Below are 26,166 nucleotides of genomic sequence, written 5' to 3' on the forward strand. Positions count from 1 at the left end.
GGTGGGCGGATGGGCAGCTGAGAGCCGCTGTGTCCGAGCTCTTCGAGCAGAGAGCGCCGCGGGCGAGAAGGAAGGGCGCCGGCTGGCGCGGGGCGCCGGCTGGCGCCTTGACCCACCTCGGGCACGCGCGTATCCAATTTTGCGCAATGCTGAGGATCCGTCGGGCGCAATGGGTTGCTCTGGCGAGACCGGCGGACGATCGGCTCGCGGAGCAGCTGGCGGCGATCGCGGCGCGCCACTGGGCGGAGGCGGCGGCGCTCCCGGCGCCGGCGCGCCTCGAGCGCGTGCGCGCCGCCGTCGATCGCGCGCGCGCCCTCGGGATCGACGACGATCGCGACGTGGGCCGCTTCGTCATGATCGACCTCGCGCTCGGCGCGGGGTTCGAGGTCGAGCGGGCCTGGGCGCGGGCGATCCTCGCGGACGAGCGGCTGCCGATGGGGGATCGTGTTGCGCGGCTAGAGGCGCGGGCGCACGGGGAGCTCGGGTGAGCGCGGCCCTCCGCGCCGCGGCCGGGCTGCGGTCCGATGTCGGCCTCGAGCCGCTCGGGTTCGAGCATGCCGCCGCCATGCAGGAGCTGCTCGCCGGCCCGGCCGTGGCGGGCCCGCTGCGGCTGCCGCACCCGCTGCCGCCCCGGCACGTCGAGCGCGAGGTGGTGGCGCTGCGCCACCACGAGCGCGAGGGGACGCGGGCGAGCTTCGCCATCGTCGTCGCGCGGGGGGTCGCGCAGGCGGCTGGGCAGGCCGCGGCGCCCGGGGGCGCGCCCGTGGTCGCGGGAGGCTGCGATCTCTGCGCCATCGATCGCCTCGGGCGCACGGCGGAGATCCGCTACTGGCTGGGCGAGCCGTTCTGGGGCCGCGGGATCGGACGCGCCGCCGTCTCGGCGCTGCTCGGCGAGGCGCGGGCCCGCGGGCTCGGCTCGGTGACGACGTTCATCGCGCCCGGCAACCTGCGCTCGCGCCGCCTGGCCGAGGCGCTGGGCTTCGAGCGCATGTCACCGAGCGACGCGGAGGAGGCGCCCGGCGGCGCGCCGCCGCTGCTCGCCTACGGCCGGGCGCTCTGAGCGCGGGGGCACGAAGATGGAAGAGAGAGAACCGTCCCTCCCCGCCACGCGATACAAGTCAAAGAAGCGGGCAAGGAAGCAGGGGCGCTTCCGGCCGCCGACCGTCACCGAGCTCGGCCTCCTGGACCTCGAGCTCTTCCTGCAGTCGGCGCCTTCGAGCTGGCCCGACGCCGCCGCCGAGCTGAAGCTGCTCGACTTGCTCCGTCTGCGCACGCGCTACTACCGGTGGCGGTTCGTGACCGACGAGCAGTCCGCGCTCGAGACCTCGACCGACGAGGTGCTGCGCCTGGTCCCTAGCAAGAGGGGTCCGGAGACGACTTGTTCCGTCACCGATAAGGAGAAGGAGGTCGAGAACGACGACGCCGCGAACAAGGCGCAGCGGGAGTTCAACGATCTCGGACCGCCCGCCGCCGGCGACACGCTCCTCCTCCTGGCGGCCATCCAGACAGGCGACATCCAGGCTGTCGAGAATGCGATCGATGGCGCCGATCTCTATCTCCCCTGCGCTTATACCCCCTGGATGTTGGGGAACGAGGGCATCTGGGATTTCGCGTCCGCCATCGACTTCTACATGTCGCCACGGCAGGCCGCCTTCGTCGAGTACGCCTGCGCCCTGCTCGCGCGGGCCGACGGCCAGACGGTCTGCGCCGAGCTCGCCGGCTCGAAGATCACGAATGCGCGCAAGGAGATCCTCGATCTCCTGCTCGCGCACGACAGGACCGACGCATTTCCGAAGCCGCTCCTCGTGCACACCCTGAAATTCGATCTCGCGCACGCCGGGTGCCTGATCGATAGCCCGTGCTGGACCCACTTCGGAAAAGACCCGATGAGCCAGCCCTCGTCGAACGTCCGGGACTTCGTGCTGCTGCTGACCGGCTTGCTGGCGGGGCTCTGCCTCGAGCTCAACGAAGCGCACCTTCATCGGAGCTGCGGCGTCGAGGACCTGCTCGACCGCCTGCTGGCCATCGATTCGGTCTGCGAGCTCTGCATCGGCGTGGTCTACGGGCAACAGGCGCTGAGCAACATCGGGCAGTCGCCGCTGAAGGCGCCCACGGCGCTGTCGCCAGCGTTCGTGGACGAGATCTTCCGCCTGCAGGCCGACGCGGCCGGCCTGGCCCGCGCGCTGGATGCGGGGTTGAGAGAGGATCTCGGGCTGCCGCCGCCGATCCCGCCGGGGCGGCGGGAGGATCTCTGGGGAGCCGCGAAGCGCAACCTCTGGGGCTACCTGCCGCAGCTCGCGCCGCAGCTCAAGGGATCCGAGAAGATCTGGTCCGTCATCTTCACGCCGCAGGACCTCTCCGGCCACATCGGGAAGCTCGAGGCGCTGGAGCCTCCCAAGGATCCGTCGCTGGTGGAGACCCAGGAGCTCGCGAAGAAGATCGTGTCGAGTTGCCTGCTGAAGAGAGGCGCCATCGACCTCGCCACCCTCCTCGAGCTCCGGAGCAAGCTTCCGGCGAACCCCAAGGTCGAGCTGATCATCATGAACGTCCTCGGCCTTGGCCAGAGCCTGCAACAGACCATGGAGGAGGCGCTGGCGGCCGCGCACGCGGCCCGCACGCACCCCAAGGTGTTCGGCGCCCCCGCCGACATCAAGAACAAGTACGACCGTACCGTGTGCGGCGCGAACAGCGTGCCGCCCGACGTCGAGTACTACGGTCTTGACGGGCTGGCATGGGACGCCAAGCGGCTCGGCGGCAATCAGTTCGAATGGGGCGACACGCAGAAGAAGGGGTTCGCGAGCACCAGCAACGTGCCGTGCGCCCTCCTGCTCGACGCGACGTATGCCAACCAGCGGCGTTACCAGCGAGCCTGGGCCGCGATCTTCCGCGACGTCGCGCGCGGCAAGCTGCGGCTCTACCGGATGGTCAAGGGAGAGCGCCGGCCCGCGCTCCTCGAGATCTCGGTCGACATGATCTGCGAGGCCCGCGGCGCGCAGGTCCTCTCTCCCAGCCCGGTCGGCTTCCTTCACCATCCTTCATGCACCTTCGGGGCCTACGTCGTCGACGACTGGCTGAAGAGCGGCAAGCTCCAGGGAAACGCCGTCGACGTCGCAACGATCATCAAATCGAACCCCTGGGTGAAAGCCACGCTCGATCGTCTGCTGTCGGGGCAGCTCGTCTGGTACGACTTCTTCTCCGACCACACCCGCGAGCTCCCGCTCGGCGGCGGGCGGCACATCTGCCTCGAGGTCTCGCTCAGGTCGGTCCCCGAGATCGTGAACCTTTGCGACGAGAACGCCGCGCTCGCCGAGGAGGTGAGCTCCTTCTGGCGCATCATCTGGGTGGTCGACCAGCACCGCTTCTTCATCACGTTCACGCATTACGAGCGGTGGTGCCTGGGCCGCGGCCCGACGGCGCAGCCGCTGCCGATGCCCGCTTTTTTCGAGCTCGGGGGCCCGCCGCCTTCCGCGCTGCCCGCCGCCCCGACTGGCACGACCTTCGCGAACGCGCTCGGCGCTTTCGGCGCCGGCCTCACGTGATGCGGCGCTTGTCTCGCCGCCGGTGCCACGAAGCGCCGGAACCGCGCAGGCAGGTGTCAGCGCCGGGGACGCTCGAATCGCTCACGCGAGCGCTCGACGTCTCCTCGGATGACGCAGCCCTCGACGTGATCGTTCACCAGCCCCATCGCCTGCATGAACGCGTACACCGTCGTGGGGCCGACGAACTTCCAGCCGAGCTTCTTCAGGTCCTTCGAGAGGGCGACCGACTCCGGTGATGTCGATACGGTCTGCGGGGGCGCGAGCCGCTCCGCGGCGGGCTCGTAGCGCCAGACGAACGCCGCCAGCGAGCCCTCGCGCGCGACGAGCTCTCTGGCGCATCGCGCGTTGTGGATGACCGCCTCGATCTTGCCGCGGTGGCGGATGATCCGCGCATCTCCGAGGAGCCGCTCGACGTCTCGCCCGGTGAAGCGGGCGATCTCGTCGACGTCGAAGCCGTGGAACACCTCGCGGAAGCTCTCACGCTTGGCGAGGACGGTGCGCCAGCTCAACCCGGACTGGAAGCCCTCGAGGCACAGCTTCTCGAACAGCCGGCGGTCGTCGCTGACAGGAAACCCCCACTCGCGATCGTGATAGTCGATGAACTCCGGCGCCCCGCCGGACCAGCGGCAGCGCGCTCGACCGTCGGGCCCCACGATCGTCGCGGCGCTCATGGCGCGTCGCCTCGCAGGAACCCGAGCCGCTCGTCGACGCGAGACGGCGCGATCTCGACGATCTCGGCGCTGACGACGCCCGCGGCGACGAACGGATCGCCGTTCACCCTGTCGCGGAGCTCCTCCATCGTGGTCCGATGCGCGAGGATCCCGCCGCCGCCGTGGGGCTTCAGGCTCCCGACCAGCACGAACACGCCTTCGTCGAAGCCACGCCGGATCCAGGCGTTGTGTTGCTCCATGTGCAGGCTGGCTTGACCCTTGTTGTCGGAGAACTCGAGAAGGACAAGAAACACGGCGCATGCTCCTGGGGTTACGGCTCACGTCCGCCGCGGGGGCGGCCACGTGTCGTCTTGGGTTGCGTCGCCTGGCGCCCCCGCGCTGACCGAGCGCCGGGGCCAGGCGCGCCGGCGCTGGCCTTCAGCGACAGCAACCACGCGTGCATCTGCTCCACTTCCTGCGCGATGAAGGCCTCGTCGTGGAAGGCGCTCGCCAGCGTGGCCACCCCCTGGCTCCTGGCCAGGAGGTGCATCGCGAGCTCATCGGCGTCGTCCGCCCGGCCGAGCAGCACGAACTGCCGGCTCAGCCACGTCCGGAAGAGCGTGAACAGCCGGTTGGCTCCCGGCCGGGAAGGGTGGTCCAGCTTTGCGAGCTCGGCGCACAGGGTGCCGACGGGGCAACCGAATCGTTTGATGCTGGCGCGGTTCGCGATCAAGATCCCGATGAAGCTGCGTATCCGGTCCGCGGGGCTGTTCCCCTCGATCTCCCACCGATCGAGCATCTGCTGCGTGCTCGCGAGGCGCTCGTCGATCACGGCCTCCAGGATCTCGTCCTTGGTCTTGAAGTGGTAATAGAAGTTGCCACGTGAGATGCCGACGGCCTCCGCGATATCAGCGAAGGATGTGTGCTCGTAGCCCCGCCGATAGAAGAGACCATCAGCCGCTTGAACGATCTGATCGCGCGTCGTCGGGTTGCTCACAGCGTCGCCTCGCCGGACGGCCGCTGTCGCAGCCGCGGAGAGTCATCTAGTAGGACGATCGTCCTAGGCTGTCAAGCGTCCCTGCGTCCGCCCTGCCACGACCATTGTTCCGAGCGATGGCGCGCGGCACGAAATCTGTTCTTTCTTGCGGCTTTGCGACTTTGCGCCTTTGCGTTGAAATCTCTCCCCAGATCGCTGGCCGGACTTCTGGCGGGCGGAGCTAGTCGCGATCGGTCGGCGCGCCGCCCGGGAAATAGTGGCGGTAGGGTCGGCCGCCCTCCACGGCGCGATCGACGGACGGGCGCTCGCGCAGGCGGCGGTAGTAGGCGCGCAGGTTGGGGCGGTCGTCGAAGGGGTGGACCCAGTCGGCGTAGAACAGCGACGGGGCGGCGGCGCAGTCGGCGAGGGTGAAGGCGTCGCCTGTCGCCCAGGTCCGGCCGGCGAGCTCGCCGTCGAGCCAGGCGTAGACCTTGTCCAGGGCGGCGCGGGCCTGGACCTCCCCGTACTCATCGCGCGGGTTGGACTGCATCTCGCGGATGCGGTTGTTCACGATCACCTGCATCGTATTCATGACGTAGTTGTCGAAGATGCGGTCGAACATCCGCACCTCTAGCGCGGCGGCCGGATCGCGCGGGATCAGGCGGGCAGGACCTGGATGCGTCTGGTCGAGCCACTCGACAACGATGGTCGCCTCCCACAGGGCGAGGTCGTCGACCCTGAGCACGGGGAACTTGCCGAGCGGCCAGAGCGCCGCCAGCTCGGCGCCGGCCTGCGGGTTGGAAGGCTCCAGCACGCGCAGCTCGAAAGGGACGTCCTTTTCGTGGAAGGCGATGAAGGCCTTCTGGGAGTAGGACGAGAAGGGGTGGGCGTAGAGGATCGGTGTCGTCATGGTGGCCTTGCTGCTTCGCGTGTCGGCGAGCGGTTCGTGTCTGCAAGTGGTCATGGTCGGCGAGACCGTCGCGCGTTCCATCGGAGCGCCCGAGATCCTCGCAAAATCAGCCGGATCGATGTTCAGCCAGGCCTCCGCGCGCCCCTCGCCAGCTCCTCGCCGAGCGCGTCCAGCATCTGGAGCCAGCTCGGGTGCGCGCCGGTCCGGCGAGCGAGCGCCTCGCTCACGTTCTGCTCGAGCCTCACGAGCGTCCGCCCGTTTCGCTCGATGAAGGTGATCGACACGAGCGTCTCCTCGGGCCAGTCCCGATCGTGCCCCTGGCTCTCGGAGGAGACGGGATTCCCGCTCGCGTCAGCGATCCGCATGGTGAACGCGAGCCGCTCCGGCCGCACGACCTCGCGGTAGACACCGATGGTCCAGCAATCGCCGAACTGCGGGTTGTGGATGCACGAGTGGAAGCCTCCTCCCGGCCGGACGTCGATCCGCGCGAAGCGGATGGTGCACCCCCGCGGCGCGAACCAGCGCGCCAGCAGGTCGGGGTTCGTCCACGCATCGAACACCACGTCGCGCGGAAAATCGAACGTGCGCTCGATGAGGACCGTGGGCTCATGAGGGGTTTGAGAGAATTGCATCGTGACGTGATCACCCTTTCTTTGGCGGATGCAGCTCGTGCAGGAGCTCGTCCAGGCGGCCGAACGCCTCGTCCCAGTGCTGCCGGTACTGCTCGACCCAGCTCGCCACCTCCCGCATCGGCGCGGGATTGAGCTGGCAAACGTGCTGCCGCCCGTCGCGCCGCTTCTCGATCAGACCTGCTCGTTCCAGGGTTGCCAGGTGCTTGGAGATGGCCTGTTGCGAGATCTGAAACGGCTGCGCCAGCTCGTGCACCGACGCAGGCCCCGTCTTGAGCCGGACGAGGATCGCGCGCCGGGTGGCGTCGCTCAGGGCGGCCAGGGTCGTGCTCAGCGAATCCACAACCATATGGTTGTGGATCGATGCCTGGAAGTCAAGCGAAGGACGAGGTGCAATCATCTGGTTGCACTTCGTTGCGCGGCTCGTTATTGTGCATCCAGGAGGTTGCACATGGCATCGACGGACAGGATCGAGAAGCAGGTCACGCTGCGCGCGCCCGTGTCGCGCGTGTGGCGGGCGATCACCGACGCCCGGGAGTTCGGGCGCTGGTTCGGCGTCGAGCTCGAGGGCGAGTTCGTCGCGGGCAAGACGCTCACCGGCATCTTCGACGAGGCGCTCAACGAAGCCGCCATCATGGACTACCAGAAGAGCCGCGGTCTCCGGCCTTCGAAGGTGAAGCTCCCGGAGAAGAATGCGGTGTTCTGCACGGTGGAGCGCGTCGAGCCGGAGCGGTACTTCAGCTTTCGCTGGATCCCGTATGGCATCGACGCCGAGGCCGACCCGGACAACGAGCCGACGACGCTCGTCGAGTTTCGCCTCGAGGGGGTCGCTGAAGGCACCCTGCTCACCATCGTGGAGTCCGGCTTCGACCGAGTGCCAGCGCATCGACGCGAGCGCGCGTTTCGCATGAACGAGGGGGGATGGGCCGCTCAGGCCGAGAACATCGTCAAGTATGTCGAAAGCGTGTGAACAGGCGGTCGCCGACGTCTTTTTCGCCCTCGGCGACGGGACGCGGCTGTCGGTGGTGACCAGGCTCGGGGCCGGAGGGGCGCTGTCGGCGACCGCGCTCTCCGACGGAGCGAAGGTGACGCGACAGGCGATCGTGAAGCACCTCCGGGTGCTCGAGGGCGCGGGCCTCGTGACGCACGAGCGGCGCGGGCGCGAGGTCCTCTACGCGCTCGAGCCGCGGCGGATCGAGGAAGCCCGCGTGTTCCTCGACGGCATCTCCGCAGGCTGGGATCGCGCGCTCGAGCGGCTGCGCCGGATGGTCGAGGAGCCGTCGCCTCCGCCGCGGAAACGGGAAACGCGATAAGAGAGCGGCTTCTCGGCGACGTCCTGACCGAAGCTCCGCCGAGGTGCTGGGCCAGCGTTGACCATCTTGCGAACGGTTCGTATAGTTTCCGCGTGCGCCATGTGACCCAGCCGCCCGCGCTCGACGAGGCCGGCCTCGAGCGGGCGCTGGAGCGGCTGCGGCGCGCGGTGCGGCAGCGCGGCCTGAAGGGGTCGTCGGTCCGCGACTCCATCGCGCGCGCGGCGCTCCTCAGGCGAGGGCACTTCTCGGTCGACGACCTGATGAAGGAGCTCCGCGAGAGCGGCGTCGTCGATGCCCACCCCGCCACCGTCTACCGGGTCCTACCCCTCCTGGTGGAAGCGGGGCTCCTCCAGATGACGCTCGTGTCGAAGGGCGACGGCGCGCGGTACGAGCGAGCGTTCGAGCGTGAACATCACGACCACCTGATCTGCACACGCTGCGGCAAGGTCGTGGAGTTCGAGTTCGAGGCGATCGAGGTTCTTCAGCGCGATGTCGCGGAGAGATTCGGCTTCCGCTTGACGGGCCACGTCCACGAGCTGCTCGGGATCTGCAAGGACTGCAGCGCTGCCGGCGTCGAGGGCTGACGCGCGAGAGGCGCCCTGCCGGCGCCGCAGCGCGACCGGATCACCGGCGTGCCCGACCGCGAGGCAGGCGGCGTACATGAGCAGCGACCCGGACACCGCCGTCAGGTAGCCAGGCCACGCGATCCAGCCGGCGCTCAGGGCGACGAACGCGCCGACGAAGCCGAACATCGCCGCGCAGCCGGCCACGGCGACCCACCGGCCAAGGCGCCCCATGGCCGCGCACGCGAGCTCCCGGACCCGCGCCCCGAACGTCCCCCAGGGCCCGTCCAGCGGAAGAGCCGTCGAGGCCGCGCGCGCGAGCGCCCGGGCCCTCACGCGACACCTCGCCTCACGACGTTCATCACCTCGGTCGTCCTCCGCGCGTGGAGCTCCGCCGCGGCCTCTCCGAGCACGGCCCACAGCGCCTCCAGGCTGGAATCGTCGAGCCGGACGGAGACGGGGCCGAGGTGAATCGAGATACCCCCGCAGTCCAGGCACCGCTGGACGTGCGCGACACCGTTGTACGCGAGGGTTTCGTGACGACAGTCCTTCGTGTTTGACAAGTCGACCTCCCGAGCGAGACGGTAACGCGAATGATTCTCATTTTCAACATGATCGCGCTGGGGGGCGACTGGCGGATGGCCTCGCGACCGGAGATCCGGCCGTGACAGAGGGTTTCCGCTGCTCCTTGCTGAATTTTCAGGCTGAATCCGCGCTCCGGGAGGGCGGCGCGTCGCCGGCGCTGCGCGCCGAGGCGACGAACTCCTCCACGAAGGGCGACGCCGGTCGGGCGGAGAGCTCCTCCCAGGTGCCGGCCTGCGTCACGCGCCCTGCCTCGAGGACGGCGATGCGATCTCCCAGGAGCCGCGCTTCCGTGGCGTCGTGCGTGACCACGACGGTGGGGATGGCGAGCGTCCGCAGGTAGTCCGAGAGGAACGCCCGGACCTCGCGGCGCGAGTGGACGTCGAGCGCGGCGAGCGGCTCGTCGAGGAGCAGCGCCCGCGGGCTCACGGAGAGCGCGCGCGCGAGCGCCACGCGCTGCTTCTCGCCGCCGGAGAGCGCCTGCGTCCGCCGGTGGGCGTGCGCGGCGATGCCGAGGTCGTCGAGCATGGCGTCGACGACCTCGGCGCCGGCCGCGCGCGCCCGCCGCGCGGGGTCGCTCCGCACCGCGAACGCGACGTTCTCACGGACGCTGAGGTGCGGAAACAGCGCGTAGTCCTGGGGCACATAGCCGATCCCGCGCTGCTCGACGGGCACGTCGATCCCGGCCGCCGTGTCGAGGAGCACCGCCTCGCCGACCTCCACGCGCCCTCGCTCCACGGGGAAGATGCCCAGGAGGAGCGAGAGCAAGGTGGTCTTGCCGGCGCCGTTCGGCCCCACCAGGACGAGCGACCCGCCGCCGGTGTCGAGATCGGCCTCGATGCGCAGGCGCCCGACGCGCGCGGTCACGCGGGCGCGGAGGCGCTCCGCCCCCATCACGGCGCCGCCTCGAGGCGCTCGGCCTCGGTGGAGCGCCGCAGCACGGCCCGCACGAACAGGAGCAGCGTGAACGCCACGACGACGAGGACCATCGACAGCGCCTGCGCGGCGCGCAGCTCCGACTCGAGCGCCGTGTAGATGGCGAGCGGCAGCGTCTGCGTCCGCCCCTCCAGGTTGCCGGCGAACATGAGCGTCGCGCCGAACTCGCCGAGGGACCGGGCCCAGCTCATCGCGGCCCCGGCGGCGAGCCCGGGGGCCGAGAGCGGCAGCGCCACGCGGAAGAACACCCGGAGCGGCGACGCGCCGAAGGTCCGCGCCACCACGAGCAGCCGCGCGTCCACCCTCCGGAACGCGCTGGTCGCCGCCTGCACGAAGAACGGCGCCGAGACGAACACCTCGGCGACGACGACCGCCGCCGTCGTGAACGAGACGGACCACCCCGCGGGGTAGAGCCACCCGGAGAGGAGCCCGCGGCGGCCGAACGCGAGCAGCAGCGCGACGCCCGCGACCGCGGGCGGGATGACGATGGGCAGCTGCACCACCGCCTCGACCGCGCGCGAGAGCCGCCCGCGCGAGCGCGCCAGCGTCCAGGCGAGCGGCGTCCCGAGGACGACCACGACGACGAGGCTCGCGCAGGTCGTCAGGAGGCTCAGGCGCAGCGCGGGCCACACGAGGGGGTGGCGGAGCCCCTGCTCGACGTCCCCCGCCGTGGCCGTCGCGAACAAGGCCAGGATCGGGACGGCCAGGAAGGCCACGAGGACCGCGCCGACCGCGGCCAGGGCCACCCGCTCCGCGCGGAGGCGCCCGCTCACCGAGGCGCGCCGCCCCCGGAAGGCACAAGGAACCCGGCGCGCCACAGCGCCGTCCGGCCGGCCTCCGACGTCACGAGGTCGACCCACGCGCGCGCGAGCCCGGGGTGCGCGGCGCCGGAGACGACGGCGATCGGGTACTCGGCGACGACGTTGACCTCGGGCGGGATCGCCACGACGACCACGCCGTCCTGCGCCCCCTGCGCGTCCGTCCGGTAGACCACGCCCGCCTGCGCTTCCCCGAGGCGCACCTTGGCGAGCACCTGCCGCACGTTGGGCTCGCGCGAGGCGACCCTGGACTCCACGCGCGCGCGGAAATCCGCGCCCAGGGAGGCCGACGCGCGATCGAGGATCTGCAGCGTGTAGCGGCCGATCGGGACGTCGGGGGTGCCGATGACGATGCGGGTCGCGGCGGGGAGGTCGGCGAACCCCCGGATGGTCGCGGCGCTCTCGCTCGAGACGACGAGGACGGGCTCGTTGCGCGCGAAGGCGACGGGGCCCGCGGCGCGCTGGGATTTCACGAGTTCGTCCATGTGGCGCTGATCCGCCGAGGCGAACACGTCGGCGGCGGCGCCGTGCTCGAGCTGCGTGCGGAGCTCCTGCGTGCCGGCGAAGTTGAACGTGACCTCGACGCCCGGATAAGAGCGCTTGAAGTCCTCTCCCAGCGCGGTGAACACGTCCCGGAGGGAGGCGGCGGCGAAGACGACGAGCTTGTCCTCCCGCTGGGCGGACGCCGGCTCCGAGTGCTCGCAGCCGCCGAGGACGGCGAGGCACGCCGCGAGGATCAGGAGGGGGAGAGCGCGCAACAGCTGTCGTCGGGGGTACTTCATCGGGGAGACTCCTGGGTTCCGTCGTTCCTGGGTTCCGTCGTTCCGTGGCTCCGTTTGCGCCGTCATGCCGCTCGCACCTCGGCGACCTGCTCGCCCGCCTGCCGAGCGTCGTAGGCGAGCGCCGAGAGCTCACGTCGGAACTCCCCTGAGACGAGGACGTCGAGCAGGCGCTGCACCCTGCCGTCATCGAGCCCCTCGCGCGGGACCGCGAGGTCGTAGCGCTCCTCGGCCAGGGGCACGAAGCCGAGCCCGAGCGCCATCGCCGCGTCGCGCGTCGCGACGCCGGTGTCCGCCGCGCCCATCGCCACGGCGCGCGCGACGTCGAGGTGGCCGGCGACCCGCAGGTGCGGCTTGCGCGCGAGCTCGATCGGCAGCCCGTGGCCGCGGACCTCGCGCTCGAGGAGCCGCTGGGCGCCGGCGCCCGCCTCGCGGCCGGCGAGGCGCAGGCCGGGGAGATCGAGGTCGGCCGCGCCGCGGATGCGGCCGGCGTCCTCGCGGCGAACGAGGAGGCCCGCCTCCCAGCGCGCCAGCGTGATGAGGACGATCGGCTCGGCGTGCCCGAGCCGGCGGACGTCGGCCACGTTCGCCTCGCCGGTGCGCGCGTCGACGAGGTGCACGCCCGCGACGTGGGTCCGCTGCCGGGCCAGCGCCTGGAGGGCCGCGGTGCTCGAGCGCGGGAACCAGAGGAACCGCCCCGGCCCCGGCCTCGTGTTGAGCCGGTCGGCGAGCAGCCCGAGGCCGGCCGCGCAGCCCATCATGACGACGTTCTCCTCGACCTCGGCGAGCGCCCGGAGGGGCTCGACGACGGCCCTCCCGCGCCGCTCGCCGGTCACGATGCCGTCCGCGGCCATCCGCACAGCGTCCTGCTCGAGGGGGTAGGAGACCCAGCGGTCCGCGATGCGCGCGACCGCGGCGCGGCCCAGCGCCGCCGGAGCGTCGGTCTCGGTCGCGAGGTCCGCCGCCGCGCTCGGCTCCCCGAAGAGGTCCTCGACCGAGCAGTCGAGGGCGCTCGCGAGGCGCAGCGCGACGTCGACCGCCGGGGTCGCGCGGCCCGCCTCGATGGCGCCCACGCTCTGCCTCGTGAGGCGGGCGCGCTCGGCGAGCGCCACCTGGGATAGCCCGCGCGCCTCGCGCCGCTCGCGAACCCGGTTCGCCGCTCGGTCTGTCATGACGCACACTCTTTACACCGAGGAACGCTTGCTTGTCATCCATCGGCGGCCTTGAGATGCCCTCGGCCCCACGCGACAGGTCGAGTCGCCCCGCTCGTCGCGCGTCGTCCTGCCACGCTCCCGCTCGCCGCCGGAGCGCTTCTCGCCGTGCGGCGCGGCGCCGGGGCGCCTTGCTCTTCGCGCAACGCGGTCTAGCTTTCGCGGAGTGGCTCAGCCCCACGGATCCGCCGACGCCCGTCGAGAGGACGGAACTTCGGTCATTCCGACGCGGACGCGCTTCGAGGCCACGGCGAGGATGGGTTACGCCATCCTCACCCTGCTCCTGGCGCTCGGCATGGCGTTCTCGGTGCGGCGCTTCTCGTCCGTGGCCGAGGCTCAGATCGATCGGCTACGCGCCAAGGAGCACGAGATCACGCTCGTGGAGCGGCTCCGGTGGAGCAGCGAGCTCATCGTGTCTCACGGCAGGGGCTACCTCATCTCCGGTGATCCCGAGCTCCTCGAGCAGGCGAAGAGGGCCAGGGCGCGCTTCGACGAGCACGTCGGCGCGCTTCGCGACCACGCGCTCAGCCCGGTTGGTCTCGAGCGGGTGGCCGAGGTCGAGCAGGCGGCCAGGCACCTCGTCCGGATGCAGGAAGAGCTGCTCGCCGCCCGGCAGCGGACGCGGACTGGCGACGACGCGAGCGACCTCGTGCGCCGGTTCGATGAGGAGCTGAGGCCGCGTCACCGCGACCTCGAGGGCGCCCTCGCCCGCCTCGTCGAGCACAAGCAAGACGTCCTCAAGCAGCTGTACGACGACGCGAAGGCGGAGCGAGCCCGGCTGGAGCTGTGGCTCGAGGGCCTGCTGGGCTTGCTGGTGCTGGCCGGCCTGGGGATCGCCTGGTACTTCACGAAGCTCCTCGGCGGCCCGTACCACAAGGCGCGGGAGGCGCGTGACGCCGCGCGCCTGGCGCTGGCGGCCCGCGACGAGCTCATGGGCATCGTGGCCCACGATCTGCGCAACCCGCTCGGCGCCATCGCGCTGAAGGCCGCGTGGCTGCGGCGGGGCGCCGACTCCGAGCGAACACGGCAGCAAGCGGAGTCGATCGAGCACGTCTCGCTGCGGATGGAGCGCCTCATCAGGACGATGCTCGACGTGACGACGATGCAAGCCTCCAGGTTCTCGGTGACGCCGAAGCCGTGCGCGGTGGAGGACCTCCTGCACGAGACCATGGAGATGTTCGGGCCGCTCTCCGAGTCGAAGCAGGTCCGGTTCGAGCAATCCCTGAAGGAGCCCGGGCTCGTGATCCGCGCGGAGTGGGAGCGCGTGCTCCAGGTGCTGTCGAACCTCCTCGGCAACGCGCTGAAATTCACGCCCCAGAGCGGCCAGGTGACCCTGTCGGTGGACCGGGACGGGGCGATGGCCCGCTTCGCCGTCCTCGACTCGGGGCCGGGGATCCCCCCGCAGAACCTCACGAGCATCTTCGAGCGGTTCTGGAAGGACGAGACGCCCGGGAAGAAGGGCACCGGCCTCGGGCTCTACATCGCCAAGGGGATCGTCGACGCGCACGGCGGCCGCATCTGGGTGGAGAGCGAGGTCGGGCAGGGGGCCCGGTTCTACTTCACGCTCCCGATCGCCGAGGCGGCGGGACAGGAGGCGCCAGCGGCGGCAGAGGCGCCCGCGTCCTCGGCGGGAGGCGAGGGCCGCCCGCGCGGGTGAGGCGTCGATCAGCGTGGCACACAGCGCGCAGCGGCCGCGCCGCCCGGCGCTTCACGGCTGCCCGCCGGCCAGCGCGTCTTCCCGGACGCGCGCGTAGAGCAACATGTCGCCGAGCCGCCCGTCCTTCACGACGTGGCGGCGCATCCGCCCCTCGAGCGCGTAACCCGCCTTCTCGAGCACGCGGGCGGACGCCCCGTTCCAGTCGAAGACGCCGGCCTGGATGCGCTCGAGGCCCAGTTGCTCGAAGCCGTACCGCGTCAGCGCGATCACCGCCTCGGTCGCCAGCCCGCGGCCCCAGTAGGCCGCGCCGAGCCAGTAGCCGATCTCCGCGGTGCGCCGGTGCACGTCGTCGAGGCGCTCGAGGCCGATGCCGCCGGCCGCCTCGCCGGCGACCACGATCGCCAGGGCCTCGCCGGGCCGCGCGCGCGCCGCGCAGTGCGCGATCCAGCCCTCGGCGTCGTCGCGCGTGTACGGGTGCGGAAAGCGATCGCGGAGGTTCACCCAGACGCGGCGGTCGTTCGCGTTCTTCACGAGCGCGTCGACGTCGGCCGCCGCCCAGGGACGCAGGGTGAACGCGGGCATCTCGAGGATCATGGCGTCGTTCCCTCCGGTCGAGCCTCGCCGGCCCGAGCCTCCGATCGATCGAAGAGCTTCACGAGGATCTCGCTCCCGATGCCGGTCGCGACCATCCGCTCGCGGCGGTTCGAGAGCAGCTCGCCGAGCCACGGCAAGGCGCCGCCGTCCCCGAGCGGGAGCTCGAGGCCGTCGTCCCGGCGGACGACGAGCTGGATGAACGGCCCGGCGTAGTAGCCGAGCCCCTGCAGCCGCCCGAGATCGTAGGCGACCTCGACCTCCGGGCGCGCGCGCGCGAGCGGCTCGTTGACCTCGGCGACCCAGCGCTCGGCGCGCGCGAGGAGCTCGGGGCCGAGGCCGAGGGACCGCGCGGCCCCCACGAGATCCGCCGCGCGCCGCGGCAGATCGACGCCGGCCTCGCGCAGGGCCGCCTCCGTCGACCCCGGCTCGTGCGCCTTCGCCCGCCGCGCCATCGCGTCCGCGTCGACGCCGCGCGCGCCGAGGCTCGCGCGGACCAGCGACGTGTCGGAGAGCACGACGCGCAGCCCCGCGGCGCGGAAGCCCGCGTGAGGCAGGGCGCGGACGAGGTCCGCCCAGACGACGAGGTGCTCGAGCAGGGCGCGCCGCTCGCACGCGTCGTCCTCGCCGCGGGCCGGGGAGCGGGCCGCCGTCACGAGGGCGAAGAGGCGGAAGTGCGGCGTGAAGCCCGGCTGGGTCGTTGGCTGCATGCGCAGGACGCGCTGGCTCGCGCAGAACCGCAGCGGCTCGCCGCCCCGGGTCCCGCGCCGGCGCCGCGCGGCGTGCAGCGCGAGCCCCGTCGTGGGATCCGCCGCGACCTCGGCGAAGCGGACCGTCGCGAGCACGTTGTTCGGCTCGACGCCCGCGCACGCCGTGGCGCCGAGCGGCCCGATCGGGGCGAGATCCACCGCCTCGAAGCCCGCCGCCGCCGCGTACGCCGCCGCGTCGAGGGCGTGCAGCCGCCGGGCGTCGGCCGTCGAGGCGTGCGTCATGGGTGCGCGCTCCGCGTGGTCGAGGACGTCGGCGAAGCTCCGCCGCAGCGCCCGCCGGCGCAGGCAATGGAGCAGGAGCGTCGTCAGCTCGTTGCCGGGGAGGTCCTCGGCGAGGAGCCGATCGAGCGGCTGACCGGCGTGCGTCTCGGCCGCGCGGCGGGCGATGCGCGACGAGAGCTCGCCCGTCTTGTCGCCTTCGAGCGGCCGCCGCGGGGGAGCGGCGGGCTGCTCGCGGGCGGTGGGCTGCTCGCGGGCGGTCGACACCGTCGTGAGGTCGTCGGTGGTGGGCATGGCTGGCTCCTCGTCGACACGGTGCCCCGGATCTGGCACCCTGGAAAGGGCCAGCGAAGCCGATCTCGATGGTGCCAGCGCGCTCCACCTCCCACGCCGCCCACGCCTTCCTCCACCTGCAGCGCTGCGCGCCGGCGACGCTGGCCGCCCAGCTGATCGAGCAGCTGCGCCGCGCCGTGCTGGACGGCGTCCTCCAGCCGGATCACCCGCTCCCGTCGTCCCGCGAGCTCGCGCGGGAGCTCGGCGTGTCGCGCAACACCGCCGTGGCGGCGTACGAGGCGCTGGCCGCGGACGGCACCATCGTGGTGCGCCCTCGGCGGGCGCCGGTCGTCGCGCACGTGCCGGCGCGCGCGGGGTGGCAGGGCGCCGCCCGCGTCCAGCCGGCGGCGGCCGCGCCGCGCACGTCGAAGAGCGCGCGGCGGCTCTCGGCGGTGGTGCCCCCCGACAAGCTCGACGCGCTCCTCGGCAGCCGCGTGCGGTCGCGACCGTTCGGGGTCGGCCTGCCGGACCTCGAGCTGCTCCCGTGGCGCATCTTCGAGCGGTGCCTCGCGCGCCGCGTCCGCTCGATGTCGGCGGCCGACGCGCTCGATCACGATCCGCGGGGCGCGCCGCTGCTCCGGCGCGCCGTGCTCCACCACATCGCGGTGGCCCGCGGCGTGCGGGCGACGGTCGACCAGGTGTTCATCACGGAGGGATCCCAGGCCGCGGTGGACCTGTGCTGCCGCGCGCTGCTCGACCCGGGCGACGCCGCCTGGGTCGAGGACCCGGGGCCGCTGGCCCTCCGCGCGGCGGTGCGCATGGCGGGCGCGCGGCTGATCCCGATCCCGGTCGACGAGGACGGGCTCCAGGTGCACGCCGGCGCGCATCGACGTCGGGGCGCTCCGCGCGCGCGGGTCGCCTTCGTGTCGCCGGCCTACGCGTTCCCCTCGGGGGCGCGGCTCACGCTGCCGCGGCGCATCGAGCTCCTGTCCTGGGCCGCCAGGGCGCGCGCCGTGGTCGTCGAGATCGACTACGAGGGCGAGCTGCGGTTCGACGGCACCCCGCTGCCCTCGCTCCTCAGCCTCGACCTCGAGGGCGTGAAGGATCGCGTGATCCACGTGGGGACCTTCAGCCGCTCGCTGTTCCCGGGCCTGCGGCTCGGCTTCATGATCGTGCCGCCCGCGCTGGTGCGCGCCGTGGCCACGGTGCGCGCGGCGTCGACGCGCTCGCCGCCCTACCTGCTGCAGGCCGCGCTCGCCGACTTCATCGACGAGGGCCACTTCGCGCGCCACCTCCGGAAGCTGAAGCAGGCGACGCGGCGCCGGCGCGACCTCTTGCTCGCGGAGCTCGGGCTGCTCTTGCCGAGCGCCGTCCGGGCGCGGGCGCCCGCGGGGGGCTCGGTGCTGACGCTCGACCTGCCCGCGGGCGCGGACGACGTCGCCATCGTCCAGGCGCTCGCGGCGCGGGGCGTCGACGCGCTGCCGCTCTCGCGCAGCACCGCGGCGCGCGCGCCGCGCGCGCCCGGGCTCATCCTGGGGTTTGGCGCGCACTCGGAGGGCGCGCTCCGGGATGCGGCGCGGACGCTCGCGGCCGTCGTGACGCAGGCGATCGGCGCGGGCGAGGCCGGCGCGCCGCCGGGATCGCCGCCGCGATAGTGCCTATCCCCCCAGGGGTGCGGGTACCGCCCGTCGTGAGCGAGCGCCGCGCCCACCACCGCGCCGTACGAGCAGGGCTCGTCCGCGATCCGGCCCGCTGGTCCGGGCGCGTTCCGAAGAGCACGCCGATGCAGGCCATCGCCCTGTCACTCCTGCCACAGCTGACACCTGTCACACCCGGTCGGTGTGGCAGGCCCTCCGGCGTCGCAGGACGGGCGCGCGAGCGCCAAAAGCAGGAGCGGACCGCGCGCATGCGGAGATCGCGCGGGTCCTCGCCGCGAGGACGGGCTGGCATCGAAGTCGCAATCCGCGAGACCCGTGACCTCGTTGACGGAGGAGACGTTGATGCTGCTCAAGAAGATCGTGGGGATGTCCTTGCTCATGCTGTCGGTTGGCTCGGCTGGAGGCTGCGGCGGGCTCGAAGGTTCGCAGGGGACCGACGTGGAGGAGGTCGAGGCGCTCGCCAGCCCGATCGAGAACGAATATCAAGGGTTCGGTTGCGTCCCCGTGGCCACGTCGATGTTCGAGATGGAGGCGTACGGCGTCGGCTCGTCCTGTTCCCTCATCGGGCGGAAGAAGAACGCCGAGAGCCGCGCGATCGACGCGCTCGAGGCCCACGCGGAGAACGAGTGTGAGGCGATCCGGGACGACAACCCCGAGGTCTGGGACATCCTCTGTCAGGAGATCTGCGAGTTCAACGGGTACGACGAGACGACCGGCACGGGGATGTGCTCGTACGAGGTGACGGACACGGACACGTGGGAAGAATCCGGCTGTGCCCTCGGCTCGCGGCAATACAACCAGCAGGAGGCCACCGTCCAGTGCGGCTGCGACTGCCTGATGGACCTCTGAGGCCGAGCGCGCGAGCGCCCTGGCTTCGCCCCCGGCAGCGCGATGCAGCGACGTCGCGTGTCCCTGGCCGGACGGCTGGTGTGCGGCGCTAGCGGCCGCCGGCGACGTCCAGGAGGGAGCCGGTGCAGTAGGAGGACTCGCTGGAGGCGAGCCACAGGATGGCGTGCGCGACCTCCTCGGGGCTGCCGGCGCGGCCCAGCGGCAGGCTCGCCTGGAGCCGCTCGACGCGCCCTGGATCGCCTCCGCTCGCGTGGATGTCGGTCGCGATGATCCCCGGCCGCACGGCGTTGACCCGGATGCCCTCGGCGGCGACCTCCTTCGCGAGGCCGATCGTGAGCGTGTCGACGGCGGCCTTCGAGGCCGCGTAGTCGATGTACTCGCCCGGGGAGCCGAGCTGCGACGCCCGCGAGGAGACGTTCACGATGGCGCCTCCCCTGCCGCCGCGGAGCGTCGACATGCGCCGGACCGCCTCGCGCGCGCACAGGAAGCTGCCGACGACGTTGGTCGAGAGGATGCGCTCCACGCGCGCCGCGGTCATGTCCTCGAGTCGCGCCTGCCGGTCGAGCACGCCCGCGTTGTTGACGAGCGCCGCGATCGGGCCGAGGTCACGGTCGACGGTCTGGAACAGGCGCACGACGTCCTCTTCGCGGCTCACGTCGGCCGCGATCGCGAGGGCGACGCCGCCGTGCGCGCGGATCTCGTCGACGACGCTCGCCGCGGCGCCCTCGTCGCGCAGGTAGCTCACGGCGACCGCGTAGCCTCGGCTCCCGGCGAGCCGCGCGGTGGCGCCGCCGATCCCGCGGCTGCCGCCCGTGATGAGCATGATGTCGGCCATGGCGCGGGAGCCTACGCGAGCCCGCGGCGAGGCGGGGTGCTGTGAGGCTCGCGGTCGCGCTGGAACACTGAGCAGCTTGGAAACCAGAGAAATGAGCCGCCAAAGCGCCAAGGACGCCAAGCACGCGAAGAAGACATGAAGATGAGGCGCCGAGTCGCCAGGAAGACATGAAGATGAGCCGCCAGGTCGCCAGGGGCGCCAGGAAGACACCAAAATCTTGGCGTTCCTGGCGACCTGGCGGTTCAACTTCTTGCTGTTTGCATGCGGCTTCGACCCGCTGGTCGCTCTAGACTCGAGTCTGGTCGCCGCACCCACCTCGCGCCGCGGCTGCTCCCCGATGGCTCCGATCCGCCTGTGTACTGCCGCTTCGCTCGCCGTCCTCGTCTCCGCGTGCGCCGGCCGGACCACGGCGGTTCCTCCGGCCGAGTCCGCCTTTCCGCCAGGCCTCCCGATCCCCTTGCCGGAGCGCGCGCCTGCTGCGCGGGAGCCCCTGGCGTCACCGCCTGCCGCCGCGGCCGAGGCCGTGGAGCCCGCCTGGGCGCCGCCGATCGTGCACACGCTGGCCGTGCTCACGGTGACCCGCAGCGTGGAGGCGGTGCTGTGGCCCGAGCCCTTCGCCGACTTTCGCGCGGAGCGATGGGGATACCACTATGGCGAGGCGCTCACGAAGCCGCCGCTCTTCGACGCCGGTCAGCCCGCCTTCCGGTGGGATCACGACCCGTGGCCGATCAACGTGGTCGGCCACGGCCTGCTCGGGAGCGAGATGTACCTCAGGGCGCGGATATGCCGCTTCGGCGCCCCGGCCGCGCTCGCGTTCGCCATCGCCGGCACCCACCTCTGGGAGTACGGCTACGAGGCGAACGGCGTCCGGCCCTCGGCGCTCGATCTTGTCTACACGCCGCTCGCCGGGGTCCTCCTGGGTGAGCTCCGGTACGCGACCTGGCGCGCGGCGGGGGGCATCGAGAGCGCGCCGGCGCGCCTGATCCTGCGCGCCCTCATGGATCCGTTCGGCGAGATCGAGCGGGGCGCCGGGGTCTTCGACTGCTAGTCTCGAGGTGGGCCCGTATCTGAAGCAGGTGACCGTCGCTCCAGGACCTGTCAGCAGAGGTACGCGTAGAAGTTCCCCAGGGCGCGAAGCGGCTCGACCATTTCCTGCTTGCCGCCCGCCAGAGCCGATTGCCTCCAGCGAATCGCTCTGTCGAGCATGGCTGCAATCCTCGGCTCAAGCTCGGAATCCCTCACGAGCGGCGCCCAGAGGAGCATGCCTGCGCCGTCGACGCCTGCGCCACCGTATGCGACCCAGCTGGCGGGATTCTCCCGCCGGAACTGGAGCAGAAACCTGTGAGCCGATCCGTCAGAGAACTCCAGACTGTTGATGGTGCCTGAGCGCCACCTAACCAGGTCAGCCACGTCGAGCCCGTTCATCACCGTCGATCGCCAGGTTCCTCCCAGGTCACTCGAGCTCCTGACGGCCTCGGGTACGAGCCCGTCACCGACGTTGAGCTCCACCGACGGCAGCACTCCCACGAAAGCCCAGGTGCCGAACAATGCGCCGCGACGGTGTGAGCCGCGCAGGAGGTCCCCACAGTCGCAACGAATCGTCCACCGCCCACCGTCCAACCGCACCGGCTTACCGAGGAGCGATGCGAGCGGCAGGCCACAGGCGTCGCACGCCGTGGGAGGTCGCCAACCGGGAACACCCTTGCGCGCGCCGAAGGGAAGCCGGGAGAAACAATTGTCGCACAGGGAAATGCCTGTCAGCTGGATGCTTCCCGCGGTAAACGGGCATTCGATGTGCACATTGTGCAAGCCGGTCGCTGTCGCGCCTTCCAAGTGCCCACTCCTTGACGGAACTTGGGGCGAGGAAATCTAAACGCGACTCGAAAGTCAAGCTCCTCGTGGCGGCCGTCCCGCCGTACAGCTACGCTGCTCGCGCTGGCTGACATAGACGACCTACCCGATCCGCATCCCTCCGGATCGCGCGAGCTGCCTCTGCTTCGGGATGTTCACTCGCTTTCTACGCAGATGGCATCACCGAGCTCGCGAGAGTCGGTCGCGCGGATGCCGCAGCCGTAACCTGGGCCGTCGATGGAGCCCCCTCCACCGATCCTCGCAATCCCCCAGTACCCGACGTGAGTGCATATCTCATCCGAGTAGGCGGAGGCGGTGGCGAAATCCACGTGCTCGAACCCTTCCAGGCACTGATCTCCGCCTCTCACCACCGCAAAGGTGGTCCCGTCGATGTCAAATAGCTGGTAGTTGGGTTTGCAGAGGATGTAGCTCAGCTCGCGGGTGTCGTTGGCATGCTGCTGGCAGTTGTTCCACGGGCCATCTATCGAACTCCCGTCTGCGATACGAAAAACTCCTGAATAGGGGAGCTCATCGCAGCGGGCGAGAAACGTCCAGAAGGCGTCGACTGGCAACAGCGGTGTGTATCCTGCGGGGCAGGTCTCTCCTTCGTAAACTCCGTACGTCGCCGTCTGAGCTTGAGCCGATGCGCTCAGCGAGATGCCTCCCGCGACAAGTCCGCAGGCCAGGGCGCCCATGGACGTCGTATGATAGAAGTGTTTCATTTGTTTCCTAGTGTATTGTTATGATGCGTTATGTTTCCAAGCCAAGCGCGTGGTCGGGCGCAGGGATTCATGGGTGCATCTTGCTCACGCCGCAAGATGCGCTGTGGGCTCCGCAGTGGAGAGCCCGTTCCATGCTACCGGCGGTGCCACATGATGAGCCCGCTGCAGCCCGAGATGCCGAGGCAGGCGCATCCGACCCGCCCCGCAACCGCGCCGGGATCACGTCCAGAGTATGCGGCGACACCGTGGACGACGCCAGGCAGCGGGTTGGAACGGCGGCGTTCGAGAAGTGAAACAGTGCGATCGAGCGCAGGGCGCCGTCTCCACGCAGCATCGCGCCGTACCCTGCGTACCCATCGCCCCGCAGCTACCCGGTGAAGCCCTGCGGCTGCGGAGCTGGATGCTTCGCCCTCCGGTCCGATTACGGCTTCGAGCCCCTTGCGCGCTGATGTTGTGAGATCAGGGCAAGCGCCCGTTCCGTGTGGCTGGCCTCCAGCATGCTGATGATGGAGTGGACCGCCTGGATCATGTTGAGGAGCGCTCTCTTGGGCACGTCCCACGAGCACGCGAAGGGCTCCGAGCTCCCGGGAAGATCGATTCGTGTGACGACCGCCACGACGTCCCCGCGATCCTGCAACACCAGGTCCTGGAAAATCTGCTCGCGGTGGTCCCGCCGCAGGGATGCACGGACCTCTGCATCGAGCAGGGAGACGTCGACGTGTTCGCGTGGAATCATGTCGATTGTGACAGGGCGCAGCGCGCCGCGCCTCGGCTGCGCGAGGCCGTCGCATCGCTCCAGCGCCGCGATGAAGCCGCTCGGCGGGCCGTAGGCGTGCGCCGAGACGTAATGCACGATCTTGTCCGGGGCGGCGTAGACAACCCCGTCGCCCAGGAGACGGATCTCCTTCGACCCGAGGCCATCCGAGGCCTCACCGCAGATACCGCAGGGATGGAAACCTCGGGTGGCGTGATAGCGTGAGGCTCGGCACAGGCGATCGAGCCTCTCAACCAGCGGCGTGGTCAGCGCGCCACGGGGGTACTCGTGCGGCGGATCGAGCCATCCGACAGCGAGCTCCGGGAGAGCGAAGGCGCCGTCCTCTGGGTCCCACATCCACTTATAGAGCTCGATCGGCTCCAGCGATGGTGGACCGTTCTGGTCCCACGCTACAGGAGCGAAGCCGTAGCGGTAGGGAGCAAGATCCGGGAAGAACGTCATTGCAACTCATGCCTCACGCCAGGACCTCTGCCCGGCGTTCACATTCAGCCGCAGCGGGAGGCCGTCGGCTGGGGGGCGGGGTGGAAGGCTACTCGAGTGTGACTTTCACAAAGGTGGACAGACTGGCGATGTCGCGCAACCTTTGAACAAACTGTCCATCGCGGAGCCGATGCAATGACCGGAGATCAAAGATATGCATCCTGCCTTCGCCAACGTTCGATTCGGCCCCTTTGCGAGCGCCTACCACTCGGCAGCGATGACCCCGGAGCTCAAGGAGGCGCTCGGCGCATTTCTGGAGAGGGAATTGCTGCCACAGGTCGAACAGCCCTTCGAGTCGACGAGCGGAGCCCTGGTGGCGGCCTACGACGCCGAAAGGTACTGCGGTCCGAACAGCGCGGTCCGCGACATCTACAAGTTTGAGTTCGCGTTCCATCGTTCGTCGGGCGATGACACGATCCAGGTCGAGCTGGTGTTCCGTGCGCAGGCCAGGGTGTTCTCCGCAAGAAGGAACAAGCCGCTCTACCTCTGGACTCCCGCCCGCCGCGATCGATACCAGGCGGAGGGTCGACAGCTCCGGCACCTCTGCGGCTGCATCGCGAGGCACGAGGGCGTGGAGGCCGTTTGCCCCGTGTGTTCGGCGGTGCTGAGCGTCCACGATTCGCCAGACCTGTTCGATGTGGTTTGTCCCAACCGCTGCTTCAAGTACAACTTTCACCGAGATCCGGCGAACGGGCAGTTCCTGCACGGTCACTTTTTCCGGAAGGAGCCCGGTGATGTCTGACGCCGCTCCTGTCGCATGTCGGGCAGCTCGCGAGCGCCCCCGGTGCACCGGCCTGGTATCGTGCCCGGAATGAGCATCCGGCACAGCGCCGTCTGGGGACGAGGTCGCCTGATTGTCATCGTGGGATCCGAGGGGCACGTGCTCCGCTCGGAGGACGGCGGCCAGCGCTGGAAGCGGGTGCAGACGGCCACCCGCCAGGACCTGAGCGCGCTCGCAGGCACCGGCGCGGCGCTGATCGCCGCCGGACACTGCGGGACCCTGCTGTCCTCGCGTGATGACGGGCAGCGCTGGTCCGACGTGGGCTGCGGCGCGACGGCGGACCTGCGCGGGGTCGCCCTGCGGGACGACGGCGAGGCCATCGCGGTGGGGCTCGGCGGGACGGTGCTCCGCTCCGGCGACCACGGCCGGACCTGGGGAGCCGGGCCGAGCCCCGGAGACCTCTGCCTCGAGGCCGCCGCGGTCGACGCCGAGGGCCGCTTCCTCGCGCTGGCGCTCGAAGGACAGCTCGCCACCCTGCAAGGGGCCACATGGACGCGCCAGAAGATCCCGGGCCGGAATCACCGGGCGCTCTGCGCGCGAGGCGGGCTCGTGATCGTGGGTGACGGCGACGGCCATGCCCATGCGAGCCGGGACGGGGGCGCGTCGTGGGAGTCGCATTCCACCGGGACCGGGCGCTCGATCAAGGCGCTGTGGCTCGGCGCCGCTGGCCTCGTGATCGCGTCCGGCGAAAGCGGCATCCTGGCGGTCAGCGAGGACGAGGGCCGCACCTGGAGGCGCACCGCGCTCCGGTCGGATCAGCACCGCTTCGCGGCGTGGGGCGATGACGAGGGCGCGATCTGGTGCGTGGGCGACGGCCCCGCCGCCCGATCCCTCGATGGCGGGAAGAGCTTCACCAAGGTGCCAGTCCAGGCAGGGGACGCGCCGCTCGACGGGCCCTGGGAAAAGGTGCCTGTCCGAGGGAAGTTCCGGGGCCTCTGGGTGCAAGCCCAGGGGAGGGTCGTTCTGGTGGGCGACGGAGGTACCATCGCGCGAACCCACGACGGCGGCCAGACCTGGGAGAGGAGCGCCGTGGAGGACGCCGGCGCGCTGATCTCCGTGTGGGGCAGCGGCGAGACGATCCTTGCCGTCGGCGAGGGCGCCTCGCAGATCAGGACCGAGGACGGCGGGCGCTCCTGGATGGACGTGAAAGGCAAACCCGGCGGCGCCTCGGTCCACGGGGAGGACGAGACAAGGGTGTTCGCCGTCATCGAGGGTCGGGTCTGCCGCCTCGTCGCGGGCGGTTCACGATGGCTGGAGCTGGAGGTCCCGAGCGAGCCGCGCCTCCGCGCCGTCTGGGCAGGGCCGGAGCAGCGCGCCGTGGCGGTCGGCTCCGGCGGGACCATCGTCCGCACGATCGACGACGGCGCCACGTGGGAAGTTGCGGAGAGCGGCAGCTCCCGCGATCTGTGCGCGATCTGGGGCAGGGGCGACGAGCTCTTCGCGGCTGGCGGACCGGGCGTCAGCGACGTGCTGCGCTCTCGCGACGGCGGCGCGACCTGGGAGGTGCAGGCCCAGGTCTACGGCAGCCTCAGGAGCCTCTGGGGAGACGACGCCGGCACGCTGTGGGCGTGCGGCGCGCGCGGCGTGCTCCTGCGCTCCACCGACGGCGGCCACACCTGGCGAGGCGAGGCGTCCGGCACCTGGGGCACCCTGTTCGAGCTCCGCGGGGACGGCGCCGAGGTATGGGCGCTGGGGGAGAACCTCCTGCTGCGCCGGCGGCATCGGGCGTCGACAGATTAACTGCCCGCACATTCCTGAGAAATACGTTCGAAACAGAGCGATTGCTACACCAGGGAGAG

General features: G+C 71.0%; 28 protein-coding genes and 1 pseudogene. 12 read left to right on the forward strand and 17 right to left on the reverse strand.

Going from position 1 to position 26,166, the window contains the following annotated elements; all coding sequences use genetic code 11:
• The first annotated feature begins 146 nt into the window (after nucleotides 1-146).
• The 3 genes from WMF45_RS06580 to WMF45_RS06590 are packed head-to-tail and all read left to right on the forward strand — an operon-like array spanning nucleotide 147 to nucleotide 3,539.
• Nucleotides 147-488: a hypothetical protein gene (locus tag WMF45_RS06580; protein WP_437716088.1), complete on the forward strand. Its 342-nt coding sequence runs from the start codon at nucleotides 147-149 to the stop codon at nucleotides 486-488.
• A complete protein-coding gene (locus tag WMF45_RS06585; protein WP_437716089.1) occupies nucleotides 485-1,060 on the forward strand; it encodes a GNAT family N-acetyltransferase in 576 nt (191 codons plus the stop codon). Before WMF45_RS06580 ends, WMF45_RS06585 begins: the two co-directional genes overlap by 4 nt.
• A gap of 16 nt (nucleotides 1,061-1,076) precedes the next feature.
• Nucleotides 1,077-3,539: a hypothetical protein gene (locus tag WMF45_RS06590; RefSeq protein WP_437716090.1), complete on the forward strand. Its 2,463-nt coding sequence runs from the start codon at nucleotides 1,077-1,079 to the stop codon at nucleotides 3,537-3,539.
• Nucleotides 3,540-3,595: 56 nt separating this feature from the next.
• Here WMF45_RS06590 and WMF45_RS06595 read toward each other — a convergent pair whose 3' ends face one another.
• The 6 genes and pseudogenes from WMF45_RS06595 to WMF45_RS06620 form a co-directional block, all read right to left on the reverse strand.
• A complete protein-coding gene (locus tag WMF45_RS06595) occupies nucleotides 3,596-4,210 on the reverse strand; it encodes a DNA-3-methyladenine glycosylase I (RefSeq protein ID WP_437716091.1) in 615 nt (204 codons plus the stop codon).
• Nucleotides 4,207-4,503: a YciI family protein gene (locus WMF45_RS06600; RefSeq protein ID WP_437716092.1), complete on the reverse strand. Its 297-nt coding sequence runs from the start codon at nucleotides 4,501-4,503 to the stop codon at nucleotides 4,207-4,209. Before WMF45_RS06600 ends, WMF45_RS06595 begins: the two co-directional genes overlap by 4 nt.
• 128 nt (nucleotides 4,504-4,631) lie before the next feature.
• Nucleotides 4,632-5,186: pseudogene (locus tag WMF45_RS06605) on the reverse strand (TetR/AcrR family transcriptional regulator); the annotation flags it as partial.
• A 220-nt stretch (nucleotides 5,187-5,406) separates the two neighbouring features.
• Nucleotides 5,407-6,075, reverse strand: a complete 669-nt coding sequence (locus tag WMF45_RS06610; RefSeq protein WP_437716093.1) for a glutathione S-transferase family protein — start codon at nucleotides 6,073-6,075, stop codon at nucleotides 5,407-5,409.
• 122 nt (nucleotides 6,076-6,197) lie between these two features.
• Nucleotides 6,198-6,707, reverse strand: coding sequence for an SRPBCC family protein (locus WMF45_RS06615; protein ID WP_437716094.1), 510 nt, complete (start codon nucleotides 6,705-6,707; stop codon nucleotides 6,198-6,200).
• 10 nt (nucleotides 6,708-6,717) lie between these two features.
• A complete protein-coding gene (locus tag WMF45_RS06620; protein WP_437719502.1) occupies nucleotides 6,718-7,047 on the reverse strand; it encodes an ArsR/SmtB family transcription factor in 330 nt (109 codons plus the stop codon).
• A 108-nt stretch (nucleotides 7,048-7,155) separates the two neighbouring features.
• On the opposite strand from WMF45_RS06620, the gene WMF45_RS06625 reads away from it, so the two are divergent.
• From WMF45_RS06625 to WMF45_RS06635, 3 genes are all read left to right on the forward strand, one after another.
• Nucleotides 7,156-7,674, forward strand: coding sequence for an SRPBCC family protein (locus tag WMF45_RS06625; RefSeq protein ID WP_437716095.1), 519 nt, complete (start codon nucleotides 7,156-7,158; stop codon nucleotides 7,672-7,674).
• Nucleotides 7,658-8,017 (forward strand): ArsR/SmtB family transcription factor, encoded by a 360-nt coding sequence (locus WMF45_RS06630; RefSeq protein WP_437716096.1) that lies wholly within the window; start codon nucleotides 7,658-7,660, stop codon nucleotides 8,015-8,017. The genes WMF45_RS06625 and WMF45_RS06630 overlap by 17 nt, the downstream gene beginning before the upstream one ends.
• Nucleotides 8,018-8,109: 92 nt before the next feature.
• The gene (locus WMF45_RS06635) at nucleotides 8,110-8,601 is read left to right on the forward strand and encodes a Fur family transcriptional regulator (protein ID WP_437716097.1); all 492 of its coding nucleotides are present in this window, start codon (nucleotides 8,110-8,112) and stop codon (nucleotides 8,599-8,601) included.
• Between the two features lie 311 nt (nucleotides 8,602-8,912).
• Here the strand turns inward: WMF45_RS06635 and WMF45_RS06640 are convergent, their stop codons facing one another.
• The 5 genes from WMF45_RS06640 to WMF45_RS06660 form a co-directional block, all read right to left on the reverse strand.
• Nucleotides 8,913-9,143, reverse strand: coding sequence for a hypothetical protein (locus WMF45_RS06640; protein WP_437716098.1), 231 nt, complete (start codon nucleotides 9,141-9,143; stop codon nucleotides 8,913-8,915).
• A 136-nt stretch (nucleotides 9,144-9,279) separates the two neighbouring features.
• On the reverse strand, nucleotides 9,280-10,056 hold the full coding sequence (locus WMF45_RS06645; RefSeq protein ID WP_437716099.1) for an ABC transporter ATP-binding protein: 777 nt from the start codon (nucleotides 10,054-10,056) through the stop codon (nucleotides 9,280-9,282).
• Nucleotides 10,056-10,871 (reverse strand): ABC transporter permease, encoded by an 816-nt coding sequence (locus WMF45_RS06650; protein WP_437716100.1) that lies wholly within the window; start codon nucleotides 10,869-10,871, stop codon nucleotides 10,056-10,058. Before WMF45_RS06650 ends, WMF45_RS06645 begins: the two co-directional genes overlap by 1 nt.
• Nucleotides 10,868-11,698: a molybdate ABC transporter substrate-binding protein gene (gene modA, locus WMF45_RS06655; RefSeq protein WP_437716101.1), complete on the reverse strand. Its 831-nt coding sequence runs from the start codon at nucleotides 11,696-11,698 to the stop codon at nucleotides 10,868-10,870. Before modA ends, WMF45_RS06650 begins: the two co-directional genes overlap by 4 nt.
• Nucleotides 11,699-11,760: 62 nt before the next feature.
• Complete coding sequence (locus tag WMF45_RS06660; protein ID WP_437716102.1) at nucleotides 11,761-12,867, reverse strand: substrate-binding domain-containing protein; 1,107 nt, start codon at nucleotides 12,865-12,867, stop codon at nucleotides 11,761-11,763.
• A 295-nt stretch (nucleotides 12,868-13,162) separates the two neighbouring features.
• On the opposite strand from WMF45_RS06660, the gene WMF45_RS06665 reads away from it, so the two are divergent.
• Nucleotides 13,163-14,563, forward strand: a complete 1,401-nt coding sequence (locus tag WMF45_RS06665; protein WP_437716103.1) for a sensor histidine kinase — start codon at nucleotides 13,163-13,165, stop codon at nucleotides 14,561-14,563.
• Between the two features lie 51 nt (nucleotides 14,564-14,614).
• Here WMF45_RS06665 and WMF45_RS06670 read toward each other — a convergent pair whose 3' ends face one another.
• Both WMF45_RS06670 and WMF45_RS06675 read right to left on the reverse strand, forming a co-directional pair.
• Nucleotides 14,615-15,157 carry a GNAT family N-acetyltransferase gene (locus WMF45_RS06670; protein WP_437716104.1) on the reverse strand — a complete coding sequence of 181 codons (543 nt, stop codon included), beginning with the start codon at nucleotides 15,155-15,157 and terminating at the stop codon, nucleotides 14,615-14,617.
• Nucleotides 15,154-16,437: a hypothetical protein gene (locus WMF45_RS06675; RefSeq protein WP_437716105.1), complete on the reverse strand. Its 1,284-nt coding sequence runs from the start codon at nucleotides 16,435-16,437 to the stop codon at nucleotides 15,154-15,156. Before WMF45_RS06675 ends, WMF45_RS06670 begins: the two co-directional genes overlap by 4 nt.
• 68 nt (nucleotides 16,438-16,505) lie before the next feature.
• Between WMF45_RS06675 and WMF45_RS06680 the strand changes: the two genes are divergently transcribed.
• Together WMF45_RS06680 and WMF45_RS06685 are read left to right on the forward strand one after the other, a co-directional pair.
• Nucleotides 16,506-18,071 carry a PLP-dependent aminotransferase family protein gene (locus tag WMF45_RS06680; protein ID WP_437716106.1) on the forward strand — a complete coding sequence of 522 codons (1,566 nt, stop codon included), beginning with the start codon at nucleotides 16,506-16,508 and terminating at the stop codon, nucleotides 18,069-18,071.
• Between the two features lie 318 nt (nucleotides 18,072-18,389).
• Complete coding sequence (locus WMF45_RS06685; RefSeq protein WP_437716107.1) at nucleotides 18,390-18,923, forward strand: hypothetical protein; 534 nt, start codon at nucleotides 18,390-18,392, stop codon at nucleotides 18,921-18,923.
• Nucleotides 18,924-19,011: 88 nt separating this feature from the next.
• On the opposite strand, the gene WMF45_RS06690 is transcribed toward WMF45_RS06685, so the two are convergent.
• A complete protein-coding gene (locus WMF45_RS06690; protein ID WP_437716108.1) occupies nucleotides 19,012-19,758 on the reverse strand; it encodes an SDR family oxidoreductase in 747 nt (248 codons plus the stop codon).
• A 337-nt stretch (nucleotides 19,759-20,095) separates the two neighbouring features.
• On the opposite strand from WMF45_RS06690, the gene WMF45_RS06695 reads away from it, so the two are divergent.
• On the forward strand, nucleotides 20,096-20,806 hold the full coding sequence (locus tag WMF45_RS06695; protein WP_437716109.1) for a DUF3943 domain-containing protein: 711 nt from the start codon (nucleotides 20,096-20,098) through the stop codon (nucleotides 20,804-20,806).
• Between the two features lie 50 nt (nucleotides 20,807-20,856).
• On the opposite strand, the gene WMF45_RS06700 is transcribed toward WMF45_RS06695, so the two are convergent.
• The 3 genes from WMF45_RS06700 to WMF45_RS06710 all read right to left on the reverse strand — a co-directional run bounded on the left by WMF45_RS06700 (nucleotide 20,857) and on the right by WMF45_RS06710 (nucleotide 23,547).
• On the reverse strand, nucleotides 20,857-21,267 hold the full coding sequence (locus WMF45_RS06700; RefSeq protein WP_437716110.1) for a hypothetical protein: 411 nt from the start codon (nucleotides 21,265-21,267) through the stop codon (nucleotides 20,857-20,859).
• Nucleotides 21,268-21,764: 497 nt separating this feature from the next.
• Complete coding sequence (locus WMF45_RS06705) at nucleotides 21,765-22,331, reverse strand: hypothetical protein (RefSeq protein ID WP_437716111.1); 567 nt, start codon at nucleotides 22,329-22,331, stop codon at nucleotides 21,765-21,767.
• Nucleotides 22,332-22,752: 421 nt separating this feature from the next.
• Entirely contained in the window at nucleotides 22,753-23,547 is a 795-nt protein-coding gene (locus tag WMF45_RS06710; RefSeq protein ID WP_437716112.1) for a hypothetical protein, read from the reverse strand.
• Between the two features lie 256 nt (nucleotides 23,548-23,803).
• On the opposite strand from WMF45_RS06710, the gene WMF45_RS06715 reads away from it, so the two are divergent.
• Nucleotides 23,804-24,328: a hypothetical protein gene (locus tag WMF45_RS06715; RefSeq protein WP_437716113.1), complete on the forward strand. Its 525-nt coding sequence runs from the start codon at nucleotides 23,804-23,806 to the stop codon at nucleotides 24,326-24,328.
• Between the two features lie 69 nt (nucleotides 24,329-24,397).
• Nucleotides 24,398-26,107, forward strand: a complete 1,710-nt coding sequence (locus tag WMF45_RS06720) for a WD40/YVTN/BNR-like repeat-containing protein (RefSeq protein WP_437716114.1) — start codon at nucleotides 24,398-24,400, stop codon at nucleotides 26,105-26,107.
• Nucleotides 26,108-26,166 lie beyond the last annotated feature (59 nt).

It is taken from the genome of Sorangium sp. So ce448 (genome assembly GCF_051520915.1).
Lineage (GTDB): Bacteria > Myxococcota_A > Polyangia > Polyangiales > Polyangiaceae > Sorangium > Sorangium cellulosum_B.